Origin of the sequence: Mesorhizobium terrae, assembly GCF_008727715.1 — a bacterium.
GTDB lineage: Bacteria > Pseudomonadota > Alphaproteobacteria > Rhizobiales > Rhizobiaceae > Mesorhizobium > Mesorhizobium terrae.
On sequence record NZ_CP044218.1, the window covers coordinates 4,918,566 to 4,937,739 of the forward strand.

The 19,174-nt window shown below is 63.5% G+C and carries 17 protein-coding genes and 1 tRNA gene; 2 read left to right on the top strand and 16 right to left on the bottom strand.

What is annotated here, in order from left to right; translation table 11 throughout:
• Nucleotides 1–44: 44 nt before the first annotated feature.
• The 3 genes from FZF13_RS24780 to FZF13_RS24790 all read right to left on the bottom strand — a co-directional run bounded on the left by FZF13_RS24780 (nucleotide 45) and on the right by FZF13_RS24790 (nucleotide 3,489).
• Nucleotides 45–1,202, bottom strand: a complete 1,158-nt coding sequence (locus FZF13_RS24780) for an amino acid ABC transporter permease (RefSeq protein ID WP_024924869.1) — start codon at nucleotides 1,200–1,202, stop codon at nucleotides 45–47.
• Nucleotides 1,203–1,206: 4 nt separating this feature from the next.
• Entirely contained in the window at nucleotides 1,207–2,394 is a 1,188-nt protein-coding gene (locus tag FZF13_RS24785) for an amino acid ABC transporter permease (RefSeq protein ID WP_024924868.1), read from the bottom strand.
• A gap of 63 nt (nucleotides 2,395–2,457) precedes the next feature.
• A complete protein-coding gene (locus FZF13_RS24790; protein WP_024924867.1) occupies nucleotides 2,458–3,489 on the bottom strand; it encodes an amino acid ABC transporter substrate-binding protein in 1,032 nt (343 codons plus the stop codon).
• 401 nt (nucleotides 3,490–3,890) lie between these two features.
• Between FZF13_RS24790 and FZF13_RS24795 the strand changes: the two genes are divergently transcribed.
• Complete coding sequence (locus tag FZF13_RS24795) at nucleotides 3,891–5,057, top strand: cystathionine beta-lyase (RefSeq protein WP_024924866.1); 1,167 nt, start codon at nucleotides 3,891–3,893, stop codon at nucleotides 5,055–5,057.
• Between the two features lie 46 nt (nucleotides 5,058–5,103).
• Here the strand turns inward: FZF13_RS24795 and FZF13_RS24800 are convergent, their stop codons facing one another.
• Both FZF13_RS24800 and FZF13_RS24805 read right to left on the bottom strand, forming a co-directional pair.
• Entirely contained in the window at nucleotides 5,104–5,487 is a 384-nt protein-coding gene (locus FZF13_RS24800; protein ID WP_024924865.1) for a hypothetical protein, read from the bottom strand.
• A 172-nt stretch (nucleotides 5,488–5,659) separates the two neighbouring features.
• Nucleotides 5,660–5,734 (bottom strand) — tRNA-Lys (locus FZF13_RS24805).
• Between the two features lie 335 nt (nucleotides 5,735–6,069).
• On the opposite strand from FZF13_RS24805, the gene FZF13_RS24810 reads away from it, so the two are divergent.
• Nucleotides 6,070–6,615: a BA14K family protein gene (locus FZF13_RS24810; RefSeq protein ID WP_024924864.1), complete on the top strand. Its 546-nt coding sequence runs from the start codon at nucleotides 6,070–6,072 to the stop codon at nucleotides 6,613–6,615.
• A gap of 49 nt (nucleotides 6,616–6,664) precedes the next feature.
• Here the strand turns inward: FZF13_RS24810 and glpK are convergent, their stop codons facing one another.
• From glpK to FZF13_RS24865, 11 genes are all read right to left on the bottom strand, one after another.
• The gene (gene glpK, locus FZF13_RS24815) at nucleotides 6,665–8,155 is read right to left on the bottom strand and encodes a glycerol kinase GlpK (RefSeq protein WP_024924863.1); all 1,491 of its coding nucleotides are present in this window, start codon (nucleotides 8,153–8,155) and stop codon (nucleotides 6,665–6,667) included.
• A gap of 85 nt (nucleotides 8,156–8,240) precedes the next feature.
• Nucleotides 8,241–9,965, bottom strand: coding sequence for an ABC transporter substrate-binding protein (locus FZF13_RS24820; RefSeq protein WP_024924862.1), 1,725 nt, complete (start codon nucleotides 9,963–9,965; stop codon nucleotides 8,241–8,243).
• Between the two features lie 79 nt (nucleotides 9,966–10,044).
• Complete coding sequence (locus FZF13_RS24825) at nucleotides 10,045–10,332, bottom strand: DUF2160 domain-containing protein (protein WP_024924861.1); 288 nt, start codon at nucleotides 10,330–10,332, stop codon at nucleotides 10,045–10,047.
• Nucleotide 10,333: 1 nt separating this feature from the next.
• On the bottom strand, nucleotides 10,334–11,251 hold the full coding sequence (locus FZF13_RS24830) for a carbohydrate ABC transporter permease (protein WP_024924860.1): 918 nt from the start codon (nucleotides 11,249–11,251) through the stop codon (nucleotides 10,334–10,336).
• Between the two features lies 1 nt (nucleotide 11,252).
• Nucleotides 11,253–12,119, bottom strand: a complete 867-nt coding sequence (locus FZF13_RS24835; RefSeq protein WP_024924859.1) for a carbohydrate ABC transporter permease — start codon at nucleotides 12,117–12,119, stop codon at nucleotides 11,253–11,255.
• Between the two features lie 2 nt (nucleotides 12,120–12,121).
• The gene (locus tag FZF13_RS24840; RefSeq protein ID WP_024924858.1) at nucleotides 12,122–13,189 is read right to left on the bottom strand and encodes an ABC transporter ATP-binding protein; all 1,068 of its coding nucleotides are present in this window, start codon (nucleotides 13,187–13,189) and stop codon (nucleotides 12,122–12,124) included.
• Nucleotides 13,190–13,198: 9 nt separating this feature from the next.
• Complete coding sequence (locus tag FZF13_RS24845; protein WP_024924857.1) at nucleotides 13,199–14,278, bottom strand: ABC transporter ATP-binding protein; 1,080 nt, start codon at nucleotides 14,276–14,278, stop codon at nucleotides 13,199–13,201.
• Nucleotides 14,279–14,303: 25 nt separating this feature from the next.
• The gene (glpD, locus tag FZF13_RS24850) at nucleotides 14,304–15,833 is read right to left on the bottom strand and encodes a glycerol-3-phosphate dehydrogenase (protein WP_024924856.1); all 1,530 of its coding nucleotides are present in this window, start codon (nucleotides 15,831–15,833) and stop codon (nucleotides 14,304–14,306) included.
• Between the two features lie 129 nt (nucleotides 15,834–15,962).
• Entirely contained in the window at nucleotides 15,963–16,730 is a 768-nt protein-coding gene (locus tag FZF13_RS24855; RefSeq protein ID WP_024924855.1) for a DeoR/GlpR family DNA-binding transcription regulator, read from the bottom strand.
• 127 nt (nucleotides 16,731–16,857) lie between these two features.
• Nucleotides 16,858–18,270, bottom strand: a complete 1,413-nt coding sequence (locus FZF13_RS24860) for a pyridoxal phosphate-dependent decarboxylase family protein (protein ID WP_024924854.1) — start codon at nucleotides 18,268–18,270, stop codon at nucleotides 16,858–16,860.
• A 102-nt stretch (nucleotides 18,271–18,372) separates the two neighbouring features.
• Entirely contained in the window at nucleotides 18,373–19,170 is a 798-nt protein-coding gene (locus tag FZF13_RS24865; RefSeq protein WP_024924853.1) for a transglutaminase family protein, read from the bottom strand.
• Nucleotides 19,171–19,174: the final 4 nt, after the last annotated feature.

The following is a 19,174-nucleotide window of genomic DNA, read 5'->3' on the forward strand; positions in this document are numbered from 1 at the left end:
GCCGAGTTCCCCTTGATTGATTCCTGACGGTGACCGGCAGGCGGTCAGCGTTTGTAACCGGTATCGAGCCGGCGTTCCATGAAGATAGAATAGCGGGACATGCCAAAGCAGAACAGCCAGAATACCGCCGCCGCGAAAATTAGGCCGGAAGCCGGCGTCTGCGGCGTGGCCCAGTTGGCGTCGGAGAAGTTCTGGCGCACGACGCCGAGCAGGTCGAACATCGAGATGATGTAGACCAGGCTGGTGTCCTTGAACATGCCGATGAAGGTGTTGACGATGCCGGGAATGACCAGCTTCAGCGCCTGCGGCAGGACGATGAAGTACATCTTCTGCCAGTAGCGCAGCCCGAGCGAATCGGCGCCCTCGTATTGTCCCTTGGGGATGGCCTGGAGGCCACCGCGCACCACTTCCGCCATATAGGCGGCGGCAAACAGCGACACGCCGATCAAGGCTCTCAGGAACTTGTCGAAGGTGACGCCCGCCGGCAGGAACAGGGGCAGCATAACGCTGGCCATGAACAGCACGGTGATGAGCGGCACGCCGCGGATCGTCTCGATGAAGATCACGCACAGCATCTTGACCACCGGCATCTTCGAGCGCCGCCCGAGCGCCAGAAGAATGCCGATCGGCAGCGAAACGGCGATGCCGACGAAAGACAGCGTCAGCGTGACCAGCAGACCGCCCCACAGCGGCGTCTCGACATGCGGCAGGCCGAACATGTTGCCGACCAGAAGGACGAAGGCGACGATCGGCAGCACGAAGAAGAGCAGAACCGCGTTCAGGCCCTTGCGTGGCACGCGCGGGATCAGCAGCGGCACCAAAAGCGCCACGAACAGAACGGCGGCAAGGATGGGACGCCAGCGCTCCTCGAACGGATAGCGGCCGAACATGAACTGGCCGAATTTGGCGTTGACGAACGCCCAGCAGGCGCCGGACCAGCCGTCCGGCTGCACGCCGCCTTGCGCGACCGTGGCGCAGGCCGTGCGGTCGGCGCCGGACCAGACCGCGTGGATGAAGGCCCAATTGATGAGCGGCGGCAGGATCATGGCGACCAGAAAAAGGCCGATCACGGTCAGGATCGAATCGCCGACCGAGGCGAACAGGTTCTTGCGCACCCAGGCGCCGAGACCATATTCGCCGGCCGGCGCCGGCATTGGCTGCGCCATCTCGGTGCGAACCCAGGAAAGATCGCTCTGTGCCATGGGCCTACCTCTCCACCAGCGCCATCTTGGCGTTGACCCAGTTCATCACCGCGGAGGTGATCAGGCTGAGGCCGAGATAGACCGCCATCATGATGAGCACGCATTCGACCGCCTGGCCGGTCTGGTTGAGCACCGTGCCGGTCGTTGCCGTCAGGTCCGGATAACCGATGGCGATGGCCAGCGACGAATTCTTGGTCAGGTTGAGGTACTGGCTGGTCAGCGGCGGGATGACGATGCGCATGGCCTGTGGAACGACGACCAGCCGCAGGATCGGCCCCGACCGCAATCCCAGCGCGCCGGCCGCTTCCGTCTGGCCGCGGCTGACACCCTTGATGCCGGCGCGCACGATCTCGGCGATGAAGGCCGCCGTATAGAAGGACAGCGCCAGATAGAGCGACAGGAACTCCGGCTTCACCTGGAAGCCACCCGTCAGGTTGAAGGTCGACTTCTTCGGCATGTCGAACGACAGCGGGAAACCGCTGGCGACAAAGGCGAGCAAGGGCAGGCCGACAATCAGCGCAACGGATGTCCAGAACACCGGGAACTGCTGGCCGGTCACCATCTGGCGCTGGCGGGCGCGGTGCGCCACGAACCAGGACATGGCGATGCCCAGCACCAAGGCGAGCAGGATCAGCCACGAGCCCTCGCCCCATACGGCGCGCGGGAAATAGAAGCCGCGACTGTTGAGGAACGATCCGAACGGCAATCCGATGCTGTCGCGCGGCAGCGGCAGTACCGACAAGACGCCGAAATACCAGAAGAAGATGACCAGCAGCGGCGGGATGTTGCGGAACAGCTCGACATAGACCGTGCAGATCTTGGCGATCAGCCAGTTTTTCGAGAGCCGGCCAATGCCGACGATGAAACCGATGAGGGTCGCGGTGACGATGCCGGCCGCGGCGACGATGGCCGTGTTGATCAGGCCAACGATGATGGCGCGGCCATAGGTCGAATCCGACGTATAGGCGATGGCACTGTCGGAAATGTCGAAACCGGCGCGCCCGTTGAGAAAGGCGAAGCCCGACGCAATGCGCAGACGCTGGAGATTGTCGATCATGTTGCCGACGATCCACCAGACCCCAAGTATCAGCGCCAGGGCGACGACGACCTGGACGAAGATGGCGCGAACCTTCGGGTCATTGATCAAGGAGCCCCGGCTGGGCGCCTCGCTAAGGACTTCCTGCGATGCCATTGGATCATCCTCTGGGTGAATTACCGGAAGGTGGACGAGCCACCTTCCGGACGGGATTCACGATCAGCGGATCGGCGGTGCGTATTGCAGGCCACCCTTGGTCCACAGCGCATTCAGGCCGCGCGCGATCTTGAGCGGGCTGCCGGCGCCGACATTGCGGTCGAACATTTCGCCGTAATTGCCGACAGCCTTGACGATGTTGACGACCCAGTCGTTGGTCACGCCAAGGTCGGTACCCAGCTTGGTGTCGGCTTCCTGGCCGAGCACGCGCTTGATTTCCGGACCGCCCGAGGCCTTCATCTCCTCGACATTGGCCTGGGTGATGCCGAGTTCCTCGGCCTGCAACATGGCGAAATAGGTCCACTTGACGATGTGGTACCACTGGTCGTCGCCCTGGCGAACGGCCGGGCCGAGCGGCTCCTTGGAGATGATCTCCGGCAGCACGACGTGGTCGGCCGGCGACGACAGCGTCAGGCGAATGCCGTAGAGGCCGGACTGGTCGGTCGTGTAAGCGTCGCAGCGGCCGGCATCATAGGCGGCGTTGACCTCTTCGAGCTTCTCGAAGACGACCGGGTTGTACTCCATCTTGTTCGCCTTGAAGTAGTCGGCGAGGTTGAGCTCCGTGGTGGTGCCGGACTGCACGCACACCGCGGCGCCCGACAGCTGCAGCGCGGAATTGACGCCCGGCAGCTTCTTGGCGTTCACCATGAAGCCCTGGCCGTCATAATAGGTGGCGCCGACGAAATTCAGGCCGAGCGCGGTGTCGCGGTTGATCGTCCATGTGGTGTTGCGCGACAGGAGGTCGATTTCGCCCGACTGCAGCGCGGTGAAACGCTCCTTGGCCGACAGCGGCGTGAACTTGACCTTGGTGCCGTCACCGAAGACAGCGGCCGCCACGGCGCGGCAGAAATCGGCATCGAGCCCCTTCCATTCGCCCTTGTCGTCCGGCGCCGAGAAACCGGCCAGGCCGGTCGAGACGCCGCATTGCAGAAAGCCCTTCGCCTTGACGGCTTCCAGCGTGGTGGCAGCAGAAGCCGCGGAAGCCATCAGACCGACGGTCGCTGCTGCCAGAATGCCGATTGCAATATGTTTCATGACCCACAGACCCTTTTCTGTTGATCGGGCGCATTCCCCGATTGTTTGTGCGAACACAGCCGGCCGTTCCAGCCCACTTCAGGAACGCGGCTTCAAAAGCCGGCGCACGAGCTGCTCCCGTTCACGAAAGGCATCGAAGGCGATAATTCCCGTGAGGTCAAGGAAAATGACCGAAAGGTGGCGGTCGGCAAGCAAATAAGATCGGGCGTCCGGCACAGATGCTGTCGCACCGCCGAACAGTTCGGCAGCTTGATGAAATTCCGGGTCGAAAACTGTGCAAAATCATAGCAAAGACCTGACCGTGCTTGGTCCATCCGAAGCGTGAAACTGGCGGTGTCCAGGCAGTTGCGCAGCCGTCGCTGGCGAACTATCCCTTCGGGACTTCAACTGGCGGCAGGATCATGACGAAGAAGAACGACAAGTGGGGCATCAACACGCGGCTTGCCCATAGCGGCAACAACCCGCGCGACTTCTTCGGTTTCGTGAACCCGCCCGTGGTGCACGGCTCGACCGTGCTCTACCCGGACGCCGGCACCATGGCGGCGCGCGGCCAGAAATACACCTATGGCACGCGTGGCACGCCGACGACGGACGCACTGGAAGCCGCCATCGACGAACTCGAGGGATCGGCCGGCACCATCCTGGTGCCGTCGGGCCTCGCCGCGGTGACCGTGCCGCTGCTGGCTTTCGCCTCGGCGGGCGACCATGTGCTGATCGTCGACAGCGTCTATCACCCGACCCGCCATTTCGCCGATAATATGCTGAAGCGACTGGGCATCGATGTCGAATATTACGCCCCGCATGTCGGCGCCGGCATCAAGGCGCTGCTGCGCCCCAACACCAAGATCGTCTTCACCGAATCGCCGGCCTCGAACACGTTCGAGATGCAGGACATTCCCGCCATCGCCAAGGTGGCGCGCGCCGCCGGCGCCGTCGTGATGATGGACAACACCTGGGCGACCCCGCTCTACTTCAAGCCGCTCGACCACGGCGTCGACATCTCGATCCATGCCGCCACCAAATATCCGGCCGGCCATTCCGACGTGCTGTTGGGTACGGTTTCCGCCAACGAGGCCTGCTGGCCGCGCTTGCGCGAAGCATTCGACGCGCTGGGCTGCTGCGCCGCGCCAGACGATGTCTATCAGGTGCTGCGCGGCCTGCGTACGATGGGCGTGCGGCTGGAACATCACAGCAAGAGCGCGCTCGATATCGCACGATGGCTGGAAGGTCAGCCCGGCGTTGCGCGCGTGCTGCACCCGGCGCTACCCAGCCACCCTGACCATGCGCTGTGGAAGCGGGATTTTTCCGGTTCGAGCGGTGTCTTCTCGATCGTGCTGGCCGGCGGCGGCCAGAAACAGGCGCATGCCTTCCTCGACGCGCTGAAGATTTTCGGCCTTGGCTATTCCTGGGGCGGCTTCGAGAGCCTGGCGGTTCCGGTCTTCCTTGGCGACCGCACCGTTTCCACCCGCTATGAAGGCCCGCTGATCCGCCTGCAGATCGGCCTCGAGGATGTCGCCGACATCAAGGCGGACCTGACCGCCGGGCTTGCGGCAGCGGCGTCGGCTTGAGGGCCAGAGCGGAGGCAAGCGGCGGCGTCGGCCTCGGTCGCGCCGCCTAGCGGGAAAAACTGCCGGCATTCCTGAGGGCGGCGACCAGCAGGCTGGTATGCCCCAGAATGTCGACGGAAGCTTGCGTCTGCAGCGGCAGATAGCTCCAGGTCTCCAGCGGCTCGATGAAACTGGCCAATGTGCCGTTGACCCGGCAGGTCTCCAGCGACTGGCCGTTCTTGGTCAGCGCCAGGATGCCGACCTCGCCGGTCGGGTAGCGAATGCCGGCCAGCCGCTGAAAGCGATAGTCGCCCTCGACCCGGACATCGAAGACGATCTGGCCCGCGGTGCGGCGGGCGACGTCGACGACTTTCTCCGAAAATCCGGACGGCAGCGCACTGGCGGTGCGCACCGCCATATCGAACAGGACCGTATCCAACTCCGCCGCCATGTCTCATCTGTGAAGAGCGTTTGAAAACAGGCAATTGGGCCAAGCATGTTATGCACAGCCTGCGCGCCGCCTAATTTAGTTCGTCGACAATGGCGGGTTTGTGACCCGGCTTCGCGGAGCCGGATCAGGGACGACGGTATCTGCCGGAATCACATCTTGCAGACGGTCAGGATGGTGAGCCGGGAGGGGATCGAACCCTCGACCACATGATTAAAAGTCACGTGCTCTACCGCTGAGCTACCGGCCCATCCTGACGTGGCCATGGCGCCGGACAGTGCCCGGCACAGGCGAAGGCGTTTCCGACAAGTCGGCCCGCCCCGAAAGTGGGCGGAACATAGGGAGAGTGCCCCAGCCGGTCAACCGGAAAAAACGCCTTTTGAAAGCATAGTCTTCGGCCATGGAATCGATGGCGCCGCGATGGGATGACACCGGCGACCGAGGCTGCCTTCACGCGACGTAACGGAAGGCCGGATCCCACCGAAAACCTTCGATCACATTTTCGCAACCGACACGGCCGCCGGAACAATGGCAAGCGTCCATTCGTTTGTTTGTAGAGGGGTCTGTCCTTCGAAGGAGACGACCATGAACAAGCTCATTTCGGGCGCTCTGGCAACCGCCCTCGCCGCGGCATTCGCAGTGCCGACGGCTGCCATCGCCCAACCGATCTACGTTCCGATCAAGCAAGCCACCGACGCCAAGGTGCAGGACATTGCTTTCCGGCAATGGCCGCATGGCGGCGGTCACTGGCACGGTGGCGGTGGCCACTTTGCGCGCTGGGGCGGCGGCGGTCATTGGCATGGCGGCGGCGGCCACTTCGTGCGCTGGGGCGGCGGTCACTGGCATGGCGGCCATCATTGGGGCGGCCATCATGGCGGCTGGGTTCCGTTCGGGGCCTTTGCGGCCGGCGCCCTGCTCGGCGGCGCGTTCGCTGACGATTATTATGCGCCCAACTACGACTACTACGGACCACCCATGTACCGGTACTACGCACCGCCAGCCTATCGCGTCTATCGCAGCGCCGATGCGCACACGCAGTGGTGTTATGCCCACTACCGGTCGTATCGCGCCTGGGACAACACGTTCCAGCCGAACTACGGTCCGCGCCGGCAATGCTACGGCCCCTACTGAGGCGTGAAAGCGGCAGAACCTAGTGCCATAAAGACGGCCGTCCGGCGCGTCAGGTCGTCAATGTGCGCCTGACCGCATCGCGCCAGCCCTTGAGCTTGGCCGCGCGGACCTTGTCGTCCATCTGCGGGGCAAAGCGGCGGTCGAGCGCCCAGGCCTTGGCAAAATCCTTCATCTTCGGCCATACCCCTGCCCGCGAACCGGCCAGCCAGGCAGCACCGAGCGCGGTCGTCTCGAGGATGGTGGGCCGGTCGACGGGCGCATCGAGGATGTCGGCCAGGCGCTGCATCGTCCAGGTCGATGCCACCATGCCGCCATCGACGCGCAGCACCGTCTTGCCATTGTTGGTCTTCCAGTCCTTCTTCATCGCATCGAGCAGGTCGCGCGTCTGGAAGGCGACCGATTCCAAAGCCGCGCGGGCGAATTCCGCCGGCCCCGAATTGCGCGTCAGCCCATAGATGGCGCCACGCGCATCGGCGTCCCAATGCGGCGCGCCAAGCCCGACAAAGGCCGGCACCAGATAGACGCTTTGCGCCTCGTCGGCCTGGGCGGCGAGTTCGCCGCTGTGCTCGGCCTTGCCGATCACCTTGATGCCATCGCGCAGCCACTGCACGGCGGCACCGGCGACAAAGATCGAGCCCTCCAGCGCGTAGGTGGTCTTGCCGCCAAGCCGGTAGGCAATGGTCGTCAACAGCCGGTTCTTCGACCGCACCATGTCGGTGCCGGTGTTGAGCAGCGCGAAGCAGCCGGTGCCATAAGTCGACTTCATCATGCCGGGTTCGAAACAGGCCTGGCCAATGGTCGCGGCCTGCTGGTCGCCGGCAACGCCGAGAATGCGGATTTCGGCGCCGAAGAGGTTTTTGTCGGTTGCTCCAAAATCATCGGCGCAGTTCTTAACCTCGGGAAGCATACGCGCCGGGATGCCGAGGATGCCGAGCAATTCCGCGTCCCATTCATTGGTGGCGATGTTGTAGACCAGCGTGCGCGAGGCGTTGGTGGCGTCGGTCGCGTGGACCTTGCCGCCGGTCAGGCGCCAGATCAGGAAACTGTCGATGGTGCCGGCGAGGAGTTCGCCGCGTTCGGCGCGTTTTCTGGCACCCTTCACCTTGTCCAGCATCCAGGCAATCTTGGTGCCCGAGAAATAGGGATCGAGCAGCAGGCCGGTCTTCTTGGTGAATTTGGGTTCCAGCCCCCGCTTGCGCAGCCTGGCGCAGAGCGGCGCGGTGCGGCGGTCCTGCCAGACGATGGCGTTGTGGATGGGCTTGCCCGTCGCCTTGTCCCAGATGACGACCGTCTCGCGCTGGTTGGTGATGCCGATGGCGGCAATCTCGGCGGCCTGGCGGCCGGCCTTCTTCAGCGCCGTCTTGACCGTGGCGACAACGCTTGCCCAGATTTCCTCGGGGTCATGCTCTACCCAGCCGGAGGCCGGAAAATGCTGGGTGAATTCCTGCTGCCCGGTCCCGACCGGCTTCATCGCGCCGTCGAACACGATGGCCCGCGACGACGTGGTGCCCTGATCGATGGCCAAAACATAACCGGACATGATGCCTCCCTCGGCTGCGATATGAAGAAGGGAGCCGGTGCAAACCGCCTCCCCTCGATTTCACAGACAGAACGCCGGAACGTTCTTACTTCTGCCAGCTCTTCACCAGTTCGTCATAGTTGATGGTGATCGGCTTGTCCTTCTCGGGCTCGATCTTGAGCTGAGGTGCGATGTTGCCGCTGGCGACGGCTTCCTTGTTCCAATATTCGAGATCGTGCTCCTCGGCGAGCTTCGGACCGATCTCGCCCTGCACGCCTGCCTTCTCGAGGCGGCCAAGCACCTTTTCCTGTTCGGCGCAGAGCGAATCCATCGCCTCCTGAGCCGTCTTGGCGCCGGACGATGCATCGCCGACATTCTGCCACCAGAGCTGTGCGAGCTTCGGATAGTCCGGCACGTTGGTGCCGGTCGGCGACCACTGTACGCGGGCGGGCGAGCGGTAGAACTCGATCAGGCCGCCGAGCTTCGGCGCACGGTCGGTGAAGCTCTTGTGGTGGATCGTGCTCTCGCGGATGAAGGTCAGTCCGACATGGCTCTTCTTGACGTCGATCGTCTTCGACGTGACGAACTGCGCGTAGAGCCAGGCGGCCTTGGCGCGGTCGTCCGGCGTCGACTTCATCAGCGTCCAGGAACCGACATCCTGGTAGCCGAGCTTCATGCCGTCCTTCCAGTAGACGCCATGCGGGCTCGGCGCCATGCGCCACTTCGGCGTGCCGTCGGCATTCATCACCGGCAGTCCGTCCTTGACCATGTCGGCGGTGAAGGCGGTGTACCAGAACATCTGCTGCGCCACGCCGCCCTGCGCCGGAACCGGACCGGATTCGGAGAAGGTCATGCCCTGCGCCTCGGCCGGTGCATAGGCCTTCAGCCAGTCGAGATATTTCTGGATGGCATAGACCGAAGCCGGACCATTGGTGTCGCCGCCGCGCGCCACGCAGGAACCGACCGGGCGATCGCCGACATCGACCCTGATGCCCCATTCGTCGACCGGCTTGCCGTTCGGAATGCCCTTGTCGCCATTGCCGGCCATCGACAGCCAGGCGTCGGTGAAGCGCCAGCCCAGCGACGGGTCCTTCTTGCCGTAGTCCATGTGGCCGAAGACCTTCTTGCCTTCGATCTCGCGCCCGGTGAAGAAGGCGGCGATGTCCTCATAGGCCGACCAGTTGACCGGAACGCCGAGGTCATAGCCGTATTTGGCCTTGAATTCGGTCTTGTTCTTCTCGTCGTTGAACCAGTCGTAGCGGAACCAGTAGAGGTTCGCGAACTGCTGGTCGGGAAGCTGGTAAAGCTTCTTGTCGGGCGCCGAGGTGAACGAGGTGCCGATGAAGTCGGCCAGATCGAGGTTCGGATTGGTGACGTCCTTGCCTTCGTTGGCCATCCAGTCGCTGAGGTTGCGCACCTGCTTGTAGCGCCAGTGCGTGCCGATCAGGTCGGAATCGTTGACCCAGCCGTCGTAAAGGTTCTGCCCGGTTTGCATCTGGGTCTGGATCTTCTCGACCACGTCACCTTCCTGGATGGTGTCGTGCGTCAGCTTGATGCCGGTGATGGCGGTGAAAGCGGGTGCCAGCACCTGCGATTCGTAGCTGTGCGTGGTGATGGTTTCCGACACGACCTTGATTTCCATGCCGGCGAACGGCTTGGCGGCGTCGATGAACCACTGCATTTCCTTTTCCTGGTCGGCGCGAGAGAGCGTCGAAACATCGCCGATCTCCTTGTCCAGGAACGCCTTGGCCTCGTCCATGCCCGCAAAGGCCTGGTTCACGCAGAAGAGAAGTGCAAGCGCACTCGTCGATGCTAATATTTGCCGTCGCATTTCGTTTCCTCCAGTTGCAAGGTTACAGGTGCGATTTGGAGCGGTCGCCGGCACGCGGCCGCTCCAGCCTTTTCTCCCTCTATGCGTAGCGGAACACCGCGATGGCGTAGACCACGGAGAGAGCGAGAGCCCACCACAGGCTGGGTCCGACAAGACCCAGCCAAGCGAGATGGATGAAGGCGCTGCCGAGCAGCGAAATGAAGAGGCGGTCGCCGCGCGTCGTCTCGAAGCGCAGCACGCCGACACGCGGGTTTCCACCCGGCGAGACATATTCCCACGCCGCCATGCCGAAGAGCAGAAGCGCGATGGTGGCGAAGAAGGTGGCGGTCTGCCAGGTCCATGCCATCCATGAAAAATCGATGTTCATGTCACACCCTCCCCAGCGCGAAACCCTTGGCGATGTAGTTGCGCACGAACCAGATCACGACGGCGCCCGGGATCAGCGTCAGCACGCCGGCCGCCGCCAGCAGGCCCCAGTCCATGCCGGCGGCCGAAACCGTGCGCGTCATGACGGCAGCGATCGGCTTGGCGTCGGTGGTGGTCAGGGTGCGGGCGATCAGCAGTTCCACCCAAGAGAACATGAAGCAGAAGAAGGCGGCGACGCCGATGCCCGAGGCGATCAGCGGCATGAATATCTTGAAGAAGAAGCGCGGGAACGAATAGCCGTCGATATAGGCCGTCTCGTCGATCTCCTTCGGCACGCCCGACATGAAACCTTCGAGTATCCACACCGCCAGCGGAACGTTGAACAGGCAGTGGGCGAGCGCTACGGCGATGTGCGTGTCGATGAGACCGAAGGCCGAATAGAGCTGGAAGAAGGGCAGCGCGAACACCGCCGGCGGCGCCATGCGGTTGGTGAGCAGCCAGAAGAACAGATGCTTGTCGCCGAGGAAGCGGTAGCGCGAGAAGGCATAAGCAGCCGGCAAGGCGACCGCGATGGAAATCACCATGTTCATAACGACATAGGTGATGGAGTTGATGTAGCCGCGATACCAGGACGGATCGGTGAAGATGATGGCGTAGTTCCTGAGCGTCGGCTCGTGCGGATAGAGCGTCAGCCCGGAGATGATCTCCGTGTTGGTCTTGAAGCTCATATTGACGAGCCAGTAGATCGGCAGGAGCAGGAAGACGATGTAGAGGGTGGGCACCATCCACCAGAAGCGCGATTCCTCGCCGCGCTTGCGCATGCGCCGCGCCAGATCCTCCTGCGACAGGCCGCTGGCCAGCGCGCCGGCGGCAACAGCTGCATCCAGCGGGCCAGACAAACGTTCGTTGGCGCCCGTCATGTCAGCGCTCCGCGTCGTAGTTGGTCATGACGGTGTAGAACACCCATGACAGCAGCAGGATGATGAGGAAGTAGACCAGCGACATCGCCGCCGCCGGCCCGAGGTCGAACTGGCCGAGCGCCATCTTGACGAGGTCGATGGAGAGGAAGGTGGTGGAATTGCCGGGGCCGCCGCCGGTGACCACGAAGGGCTCGGTGTAGATCATGAAACTGTCCATGAATCGCAACAGCACGGCGATCAGGAGCACGCGCTGCATCTTCGGCAGCTGGATGTAGCGGAACACTGCCCAGCGCGAGGCGCCGTCGATCTTGGCTGCCTGGTAGAAGGCGTCCGGGATGGAGACGAGGCCGGCGTAGCACAGGAGAACGACGAGGCTCGTCCAATGCCAGATATCCATGATGATGACGGTGACCCAGGCATCGAACGGATCCTGGACGTAGTTGTAGTCGATGCCGATCTGGTTGAGGTAATAGCCGAACAGGCCGATGTCGTTGCGGCCGAACACCTGCCAGATCGTGCCAACGACGTTCCACGGAATGAGCAGCGGCAACGCCATCAACACCAGGCAGACCGGCACGCCCCAGCCCTTTTTCGGCATGTTGAGCGCGATCAGGATGCCGAGCGGCACCTCGATGGCAAGGATGATGCCCGAAAAGACCAGATTGCGGCCCATCGACTGCCAGAAGCGCGACGAGGTGAGCAACTCCTGGAACCACTCCGTGCCGGCCCAGAAGAACTGGTTGTTGCCGAACGTGTCCTGGACCGAATAGTTGACGACGGTCATCAGCGGGATCACCGCAGAGAACGCCACCAGCACCAGCACCGGCAGGACGAGGAACCAGGCCTTGTTGTTCCAGGTTTTTTCCACGGTCAGGCCCCCATCTCGACGCGCCAGGAATTGGCGTAGACATTGATGCCGGCAGGGTCGAAGCGCAGTTTCGGCTCGGCAGGGATTTCCTCGTCCTCGCCGATAATGGCCGCGATCTCGTGGCCCTCGAGCCTAGCGCGCACCACCTTGTGGCGGCCGACATCCTCGACCTTGGTAATCGAGACGGCGATGCCGACGCGGCCGAGCCGCACATGTTCGGGCCGGATGCCGAGTTCCATCGTGCCGCCCGTCTTCTCGGGTGCACCCGGCAGCACCACGGCCAGCGAACCGAATTTGGCCGTCTTGCCGTCGATCTCCACCGGCAGCACGTTCATGCCGGGCGAGCCGATGAAATAGCCAACGAAGGTATGGCTGGGGCGTTCGAACAACTCCGCCGGCGTGCCGATCTGGACGATGCCGCCGTCATACATGACGACGACCTGGTCAGCGAAGGTCAGTGCCTCGGTCTGGTCGTGGGTGACGTAGACCATGGTGTAGCCGAAGCGGCGATGGAGTTGCTTGAGCTGCGAGCGCAGGACCCACTTCATGTGCGGGTCGATGACGGTCAGCGGCTCGTCGAACAGGATTGCGTTGACATCGGAGCGCACCAGGCCGCGACCGAGCGAAATCTTCTGCTTCTGGTCGGCGGTCAGCCCCCTCGCCTTGCGCTTGGCCCAGTCGGCGAGGCCGATCATGTCGAGCGTCTCGCGGACCTTGCGGTCGACATCGGCTTCCGGCACGGCGCGGTTGCGCAGCGGGAAGGCCAGATTGTCGTAGACGGTCATGGTGTCGTAGATGACCGGGAATTGGAACACCTGGGCGATGTTGCGCTCCTGCGTCGACAGGTGGGTGACATCGCGGCCGTTGAACAAAAGCTCGCCATGCGAAGGGTGCAGCAGGCCGGAGATGATGTTGAGCAGCGTGGTCTTGCCGCAGCCGGACGGTCCGAGCAGCGCGTAGGCACCGCCATCCTGGAAGGTGTGGTGCACCTCCTTCAGCGCGAAATCGCTCTCTTTCTGCGGGTTTGGCAGATAGGAGTGGCGAATGTGGTTGAGGTCGATGCGTGCCATATCGCGCTCCTATGCCGCCAGCCGGCGCGCGCCGACCGAGCGGCCTGAAGCGTCGAACACCATGATGTGGCGCGGATCGATGAACACCTCGACCTCCTCGTCGGGCTTGAGGTCGAGAATGCCGTGGCTCAGCATCACCCAGCGCACGTCGGCGAAATCGAGATGGACGAAACTTTCCGAGCCGGTGATTTCGGTGATCGACACCTTGGCGCGCACCGGCACGGCCTGCTCGTTCGGCCGCTGCAGCGACAGATGGTGCGGCTGGAAGCCGATCGTGTAACTGGCATCGGCGATGCCCGCGAGATCGGCCGGAACGGGAATGCCGACGCCGCCGTCGAGCAGGAACTTCGCGCCCGCCTTGCGCAGCACGATGGCGTTGAGCGGCGGATCGGCGAAGGTGCGCGCAGTGATCAGGTCGTCCGGCTTGCGGAAGACATCGATGGTCGGCCCGAACTGGGTGACCCTGCCCTCGGACAAGGTGGCAGTGTTGCCGCCAAGCAGCAACGCCTCATGTGGCTCGGTCGTCGCATAGACGAAGATGGTGCCGGCCTCGGCGAATATCTTCGGCAGTTCGGCGCGCAGTTCCTCGCGCAGCTTGTAATCCAGATTGGCGAGCGGCTCGTCGAGCAGGACCAGCCTGGCATTCTTGACGATGGCGCGCGCCAAGGCGGTGCGCTGCTGTTGGCCACCGGACAGGTTGAGCGGCGTGCGTTGCAGGTAGGGCGTGAGCTTCAAAAGGTCGGCGGCCTGCCGCACCTCGCGATCGATGGTGGCACGATCGACGCCGGCGACGCGCAGCGGCGAGGCGATGTTCTCATAGACGGTCATCGCCGGATAGTTGATGAACTGCTGGTAGACCATGGCGACGTTGCGCTTCTGCACCGGCATGCCGGTGACGTCAGCGCCGTCGAACCAGATCGAACCGGAGGTCGGCCGGTCGAGCCCGGCCATCAGCCGCATCAGGCTGGTCTTGCCCGACAGCGTCGGCCCCAGAAGCACGTTCAGCGAGCCGTGCTGCAGCGTCAACGACACGTCGTTGATGTGCGACAGGCCGCCAACGACCTTCGCGACGTTCCTAAGTTCCAGCATCCGGTTCCTCCCCCCTCTGCTGCGCTTATTCGGCCGCGGCTATGTGCGGCCCGCAGATGCGGCGCAGGAATGCCTCCAGTTCCGCGGTCTGTTTACGGTCGAAATGCAGGCCTCGCTTGGTCCTGCGCCAAAGGATGTCCTGCGCGGTCTCAGCCCACTCGTGCTCGACCAGATAGCGAACCTCGGCCTCGTACAGATCGCCGCCGAAATCCTGGCCGAGATCGGCGATGGACCTGGCTGGGCCGAGCAAGGCATGCGCCCGCGTGCCGTAGAGGCGCACAAGGCGCCGCGCCAGGCGCGGATCGAGGAAGGCGTAGGCCTGTTTCAGTCTGGTCACCTCGGCCTCGTAGCCGGTGGCCGGGAAATCGCCGCCGGGAAGCGGGGCACTAACCGTCCAGGAAGGGCCGCGCTTGCCAAGGAACTCCTCGATCTTCTCGATCATGGATTCAGCCAGCCGGCGGTAGGTGGTGATCTTGCCGCCAAAGGCGTTGACGAGCGGCGCGAGCCCTGCACCGCCCTCGGCCTTCAGCACATAGTCGCGCGTCGCTTCCTGGGCCTTGGAGGCGCCGTCGTCATAGAGCGGGCGCACGGCGGAATAGGTCCAGACGATGTCGTCGCGCAGCACCGGCTGGGCAAAATATTCGCTTGCCGCATCGCAAAGATAGTCGATCTCGCCGTCGCTGATCTTCACATCGTGGGGATCGCCGGTAAAGTCGCGATCCGTGGTGCCGATCAGCGTGAATTCGTCCTCGTAGGGGATGGCGAAGATGATGCGGCCATCCTTGTTCTGGAAGAAATAGGCGCGCGGATCGTCGAACTTCTTGCGCACGACGATATGGCTGCCCTGCACGAGACGTACATTGTGGACATCGTTCTTGCCGACGGTTTCGGACAGGACATGGTCAACCCACGGGCCGGCCGCATTGACGAGCAGCCTCGCTTGCACGGTTTCGATGGCGCGGCTGCGCAAATCCTCGATGGTGATCGTCCATATATCGTTGTCGCGCCGCGCGGCCACCACCCGGGTGCGCGTGCGGATAACGGCGCCACGGTCGGCGGCATCGCGGGCGTTGAGCACGACGAGACGGGCATCGTTGACCCAGCCGTCTGAATATTCGAACGCCTTGGAGAAGATCGGCTTCAACGGCTTGCCGGCGACGTCGCGCTTCATGTCGAGCGTACGGGTTGCCGGCAGCGCCTTGCGGCCGCCGATATGATCGTAGAGGAACAGGCCGAGGCGCAACATCCAGGCCGGGCGCGGGCCGCCGGCGAAATAAGGCAGCACGAAGCGCATCGGCCAGATGATGTGGGGCGCGTTGCGCCACAGCACCTCGCGCTCCATCAGCGCCTCGCGGACAAGCCGAAACTCGTAGAATTCGAGGTAGCGCAGGCCGCCATGGATCAGCTTGGTCGAGCCGGAGGACGTGCCGCTGGCCAGATCGTTCATTTCGGCCAGGAACACGGAATAACCGCGACCGACCGCGTCACGCGCGATGCCGCAGCCATTGATGCCGCCGCCAATGACGAAAATGTCGTGGACCGGAGCTGCGTCCAAAATGCCCTCCCGCCTTTTCGCGTTGCAGCATGCAGAGCCACATTCCGAAAGCAGATTAGGATTATTTCGAAAACAGAACGAATGTCAAACGAAATTCACGGACTTGTTACCGCCCACAACCTCCGCACGTCAGGGGCGCGATGTTTCGATGAGCTGCACCTCGGATTCCTCGCAGATCCTGCGGATAGAAGGAATATCGCAGCGGTCCGTAATGAAGGTGTTGACCTGCGAGAGATGACCGATGCGCACGGGTGCCGTGCGTTCGAATTTGGTGCGATCCGAAACCAGGATGACGTGGCGCGTGTTGGCGATGATGGCCTGCGCCACTTTCACTTCGCGAAAATCGAAATCGAGCAGCGCGCCATCATGGTCGATGGCCGAGGCACCGATCACCGCGTAGTCGACCTTGAACTGCTTGATGAAATCGACCGCCGCTTCGCCGACGATACCGCCGTCCGATCCGCGCACGACGCCGCCGGCAATCACCACCTCTATCGAAGGATAGACGCGCATCCTGTTGGCAACATTGATGTTATTGGTGATCACCATCAAACCGGTGTGATCCAGAAGCGCCTTGCTGACGGATTCCGTCGTGGTGCCGATATTGATGAAGAGGGAGGCGTTGTCGGGGATGAGGCGGGCGGCGGCGCGGCCGATCGCTTCCTTCTCGTCAGCGGCGATCTTGCGCCGCGCCTCATACTCCATGTTTTCGATGCCGGATGGAAACAGCGCGCCGCCGTGGATGCGCGTCAGCAGCCGCTGATCGCACAAGTCGTTGAGATCCTTGCGGATGGTCTGCGGCGTCACTTCGAAATGCGCGGCGAGGTCGTCGACCAGCACGCGCCCCGCCTCCTTCGCCATCTGGATGATCTCGGCGTGACGCGGCGACAGATACATGGCGGCCCTTCCCATTTTCGTTTTTCTTACCCATAGCCGAAAACGAAAGCACGGGAAAGCCGCCAGCATGCAACAGGAAAGCGGCGCCGGAGGCGCCACTGCATTTCGCCGGCTATCGATGTCCGCGCTAAGCCAGGCGGCGGGCCGTCTGCACGATCGCGTCGAATGCCGCCTCGACGTCTTCCCTGGTGGCGTCGAACTGACCGACCTGGAAGCGGATCGCCACGCGGTCCTCGACGCGCGTCTGGGTCAAGTAGATGAAACCATCGTCGTTGATGGCGTTGACCAGCCTCAGATTGTGCTCGTCGGCATCGACGCCCTGCGGCGCGCGATGGCGGAAGGAAAACAGCGACAGCATCGGCTCGGTGACGATCTCGAAGTCCGGCTCGTTGCGCAGGCGCTCGGCAAGGGCAACACTCCAGGCAACGTGGTTGCGGATCATCGTGCGCAGCCCTTCGAGCCCGTGCGCGCGCATCAGGAACCACAATTTGAGCGCCCGGAACCGCCGGCCCAGCGTCACCGTCCATTCGGAGTAGTTGATGATGCCGTCATGGCCGTGCGTCTTCAGATATTCCGGCTTGATCGCCAGGGTCCGCACATGGCTCTCGGGATCGCGCACGAACTGGATCGAGCAGTCGAAACTGGCGCCCAGCCATTTGTGCGGGTTGAAGACGATGGAATCGGCCTTTTCGATCCCGGCCCAGAAGTGCCGGTACTCCGGGCAAATCATCGCCGAACCGGCCCAGGCCGCGTCGACATGCAGGTAAAGGCCGTGACGGCGCGCGATGTCGGCGACGGCGGCGATGTCGTCGGTGCCACCGGTGCTGGTGCCGCCGACGCAGGCGATGATACCGGCCGGCTGCATGCCCGCTTCCTTGTCGGCGCGGATGGCGGCTTCGAGCGCGGCCATGTCCATGCTGCGCAACGCGCCTGCCGTCGGGATGCGCACGAGGTTCTCGTCGCCGATGCCGGCCACCCAGATGGCACGGTCGATGGAGGTGTGGACCTGGTTCGAGCAGTAGACGCGCAGCCGCTTCTGGCCGGACAGGCCCTTGCTGTTGCCTTCCCAGCCGAGCGCGCGCTCGCGCATAGTCAGCACCGCCGCCAAGGTCGCCGAGGACGCCGAATCCTGGATCACGCCCGAAAAACCTTCCGGCAGGCCGAGCGCCTGGCGCAGCCAGTCGATCATCTTGGTTTCGAGTTCAGTGGCGGCCGGAGAGGTCTGCCACAGCATGCATTGGGCGGCGACCGCAGTGACCAGATATTCGGCGATCACCGACACGCGCGCGGCATTGGCGGGGAAATAGGCAAAGAACCGCGGATGCTGCCAATGGGTCATGCCGGGCATGATCTTGGCCTCGAAATCGGCGAAGATCGCCTCCATCGGCTCCGCCTGTTCGGGCGGCGATGCCTCGACGCTGTGCTGGATGGAGCCCGGCGTCACCCGCGGGCGCACCGGCCGGTCGCGCACGGTGTCCCGGTAGTCGGCGCCCCAGTCCGCCGCGCGCCGCGACCAATCGCGAAACTCATTGCTGTCCATCACGCCTCTTCCCTCGGCAATCGTTTAATTAATTAACATGTGTATTATATTGCAGAACCGCAAAAGGCAAGCCTCGCAGGCTACCCTTCGCACCGCGCGATCCTATTGTTGTGTCACGGTAATGGAAACGGCGAGCTGTTCCTGCCCCTGCCCCACACGAATTCCGGAGACCGGCATGGCATCGCGATAGTCGCGGCCGGTCGCCACCCGCACGTAGCGCTCATCCGGGGAAATGCCGTTGGCGGCGTCGAACGACACCCAGCCCAGGCCCGCGACATGCGCCTCCGCCCAGGCGTGGCTCGCGGCCTGCTCGGAGACGCCGTCCATCATCAGATAGCCACTGACATAACGCGCCGGCAGCCCCAGCAGCCTGGACGCCGCGATGAAGACGTGGCTGTGGTCCTGGCAGACGCCGGTGCCCAAGCTCAGCGCCTCCTCGGCAACCGTTTCGGCGCTGGTGGAGCCCGGCCGGTAGTCGATCCTGTCACGCACCGTTTCCATCAATCTGTGCAGCCGCTCGATCTCGGTTCCCTCGCCGAGCGTCCGGATCAGCGCGCGGATGCCCTCGCCCGGCGCCGTCAGCGGCGTTTCGCGCAGGAACAGCCAGAGCGGCGCGAAACCATAATGCTTGCCGTAGACACCGGCCTTGTCGAGCGTCTCGACCTCGCCGCTGGCCTCGATCGCGATCATCTGCGGCGCGCCTTCGACGCTGACCAGCCGCGTATCGTTGGCGAACTGGTCGCTGAAATGGACTTCTTCCCTGGCGCCCTCGATCCGCAGCGCCCATGAACGCACCGTCTGGGTCGGGCCGGAGCTTGGCACCAGCCTTATGCGCTGCAGCGCATAGCTGACCGGCGCGTCGTAACTGTATTCGGTCCGGTGCGTGATCCTGAGGCGCATGGTG

Bases quoted from the DNA above. Each gene is read 5' to 3' on its own strand.
- FZF13_RS24780 (WP_024924869.1), bottom strand. From the start codon at position 1,202: ATGGCACAGAGCGATCTTTCCTGGGTTCGCACCGAGATGGCGCAGCCA.
- FZF13_RS24785 (WP_024924868.1), bottom strand. From the start codon at position 2,394: ATGGCATCGCAGGAAGTCCTTAGCGAGGCGCCCAGCCGGGGCTCCTTG.
- FZF13_RS24790 (WP_024924867.1), bottom strand. From the start codon at position 3,489: ATGAAACATATTGCAATCGGCATTCTGGCAGCAGCGACCGTCGGTCTG.
- FZF13_RS24795 (WP_024924866.1), top strand. From the start codon at position 3,891: ATGACGAAGAAGAACGACAAGTGGGGCATCAACACGCGGCTTGCCCAT.
- FZF13_RS24800 (WP_024924865.1), bottom strand. From the start codon at position 5,487: ATGGCGGCGGAGTTGGATACGGTCCTGTTCGATATGGCGGTGCGCACC.
- FZF13_RS24810 (WP_024924864.1), top strand. From the start codon at position 6,070: ATGAACAAGCTCATTTCGGGCGCTCTGGCAACCGCCCTCGCCGCGGCA.
- glpK (WP_024924863.1), bottom strand. From the start codon at position 8,155: ATGTCCGGTTATGTTTTGGCCATCGATCAGGGCACCACGTCGTCGCGG.
- FZF13_RS24820 (WP_024924862.1), bottom strand. From the start codon at position 9,965: ATGCGACGGCAAATATTAGCATCGACGAGTGCGCTTGCACTTCTCTTC.
- FZF13_RS24825 (WP_024924861.1), bottom strand. From the start codon at position 10,332: ATGAACATCGATTTTTCATGGATGGCATGGACCTGGCAGACCGCCACC.
- FZF13_RS24830 (WP_024924860.1), bottom strand. From the start codon at position 11,251: ATGACGGGCGCCAACGAACGTTTGTCTGGCCCGCTGGATGCAGCTGTT.
- FZF13_RS24840 (WP_024924858.1), bottom strand. From the start codon at position 13,189: ATGGCACGCATCGACCTCAACCACATTCGCCACTCCTATCTGCCAAAC.
- FZF13_RS24845 (WP_024924857.1), bottom strand. From the start codon at position 14,278: ATGCTGGAACTTAGGAACGTCGCGAAGGTCGTTGGCGGCCTGTCGCAC.
- FZF13_RS24855 (WP_024924855.1), bottom strand. From the start codon at position 16,730: ATGTATCTGTCGCCGCGTCACGCCGAGATCATCCAGATGGCGAAGGAG.
- FZF13_RS24860 (WP_024924854.1), bottom strand. From the start codon at position 18,270: ATGGACAGCAATGAGTTTCGCGATTGGTCGCGGCGCGCGGCGGACTGG.
- FZF13_RS24865 (WP_024924853.1), bottom strand. From the start codon at position 19,170: ATGCGCCTCAGGATCACGCACCGGACCGAATACAGTTACGACGCGCCG.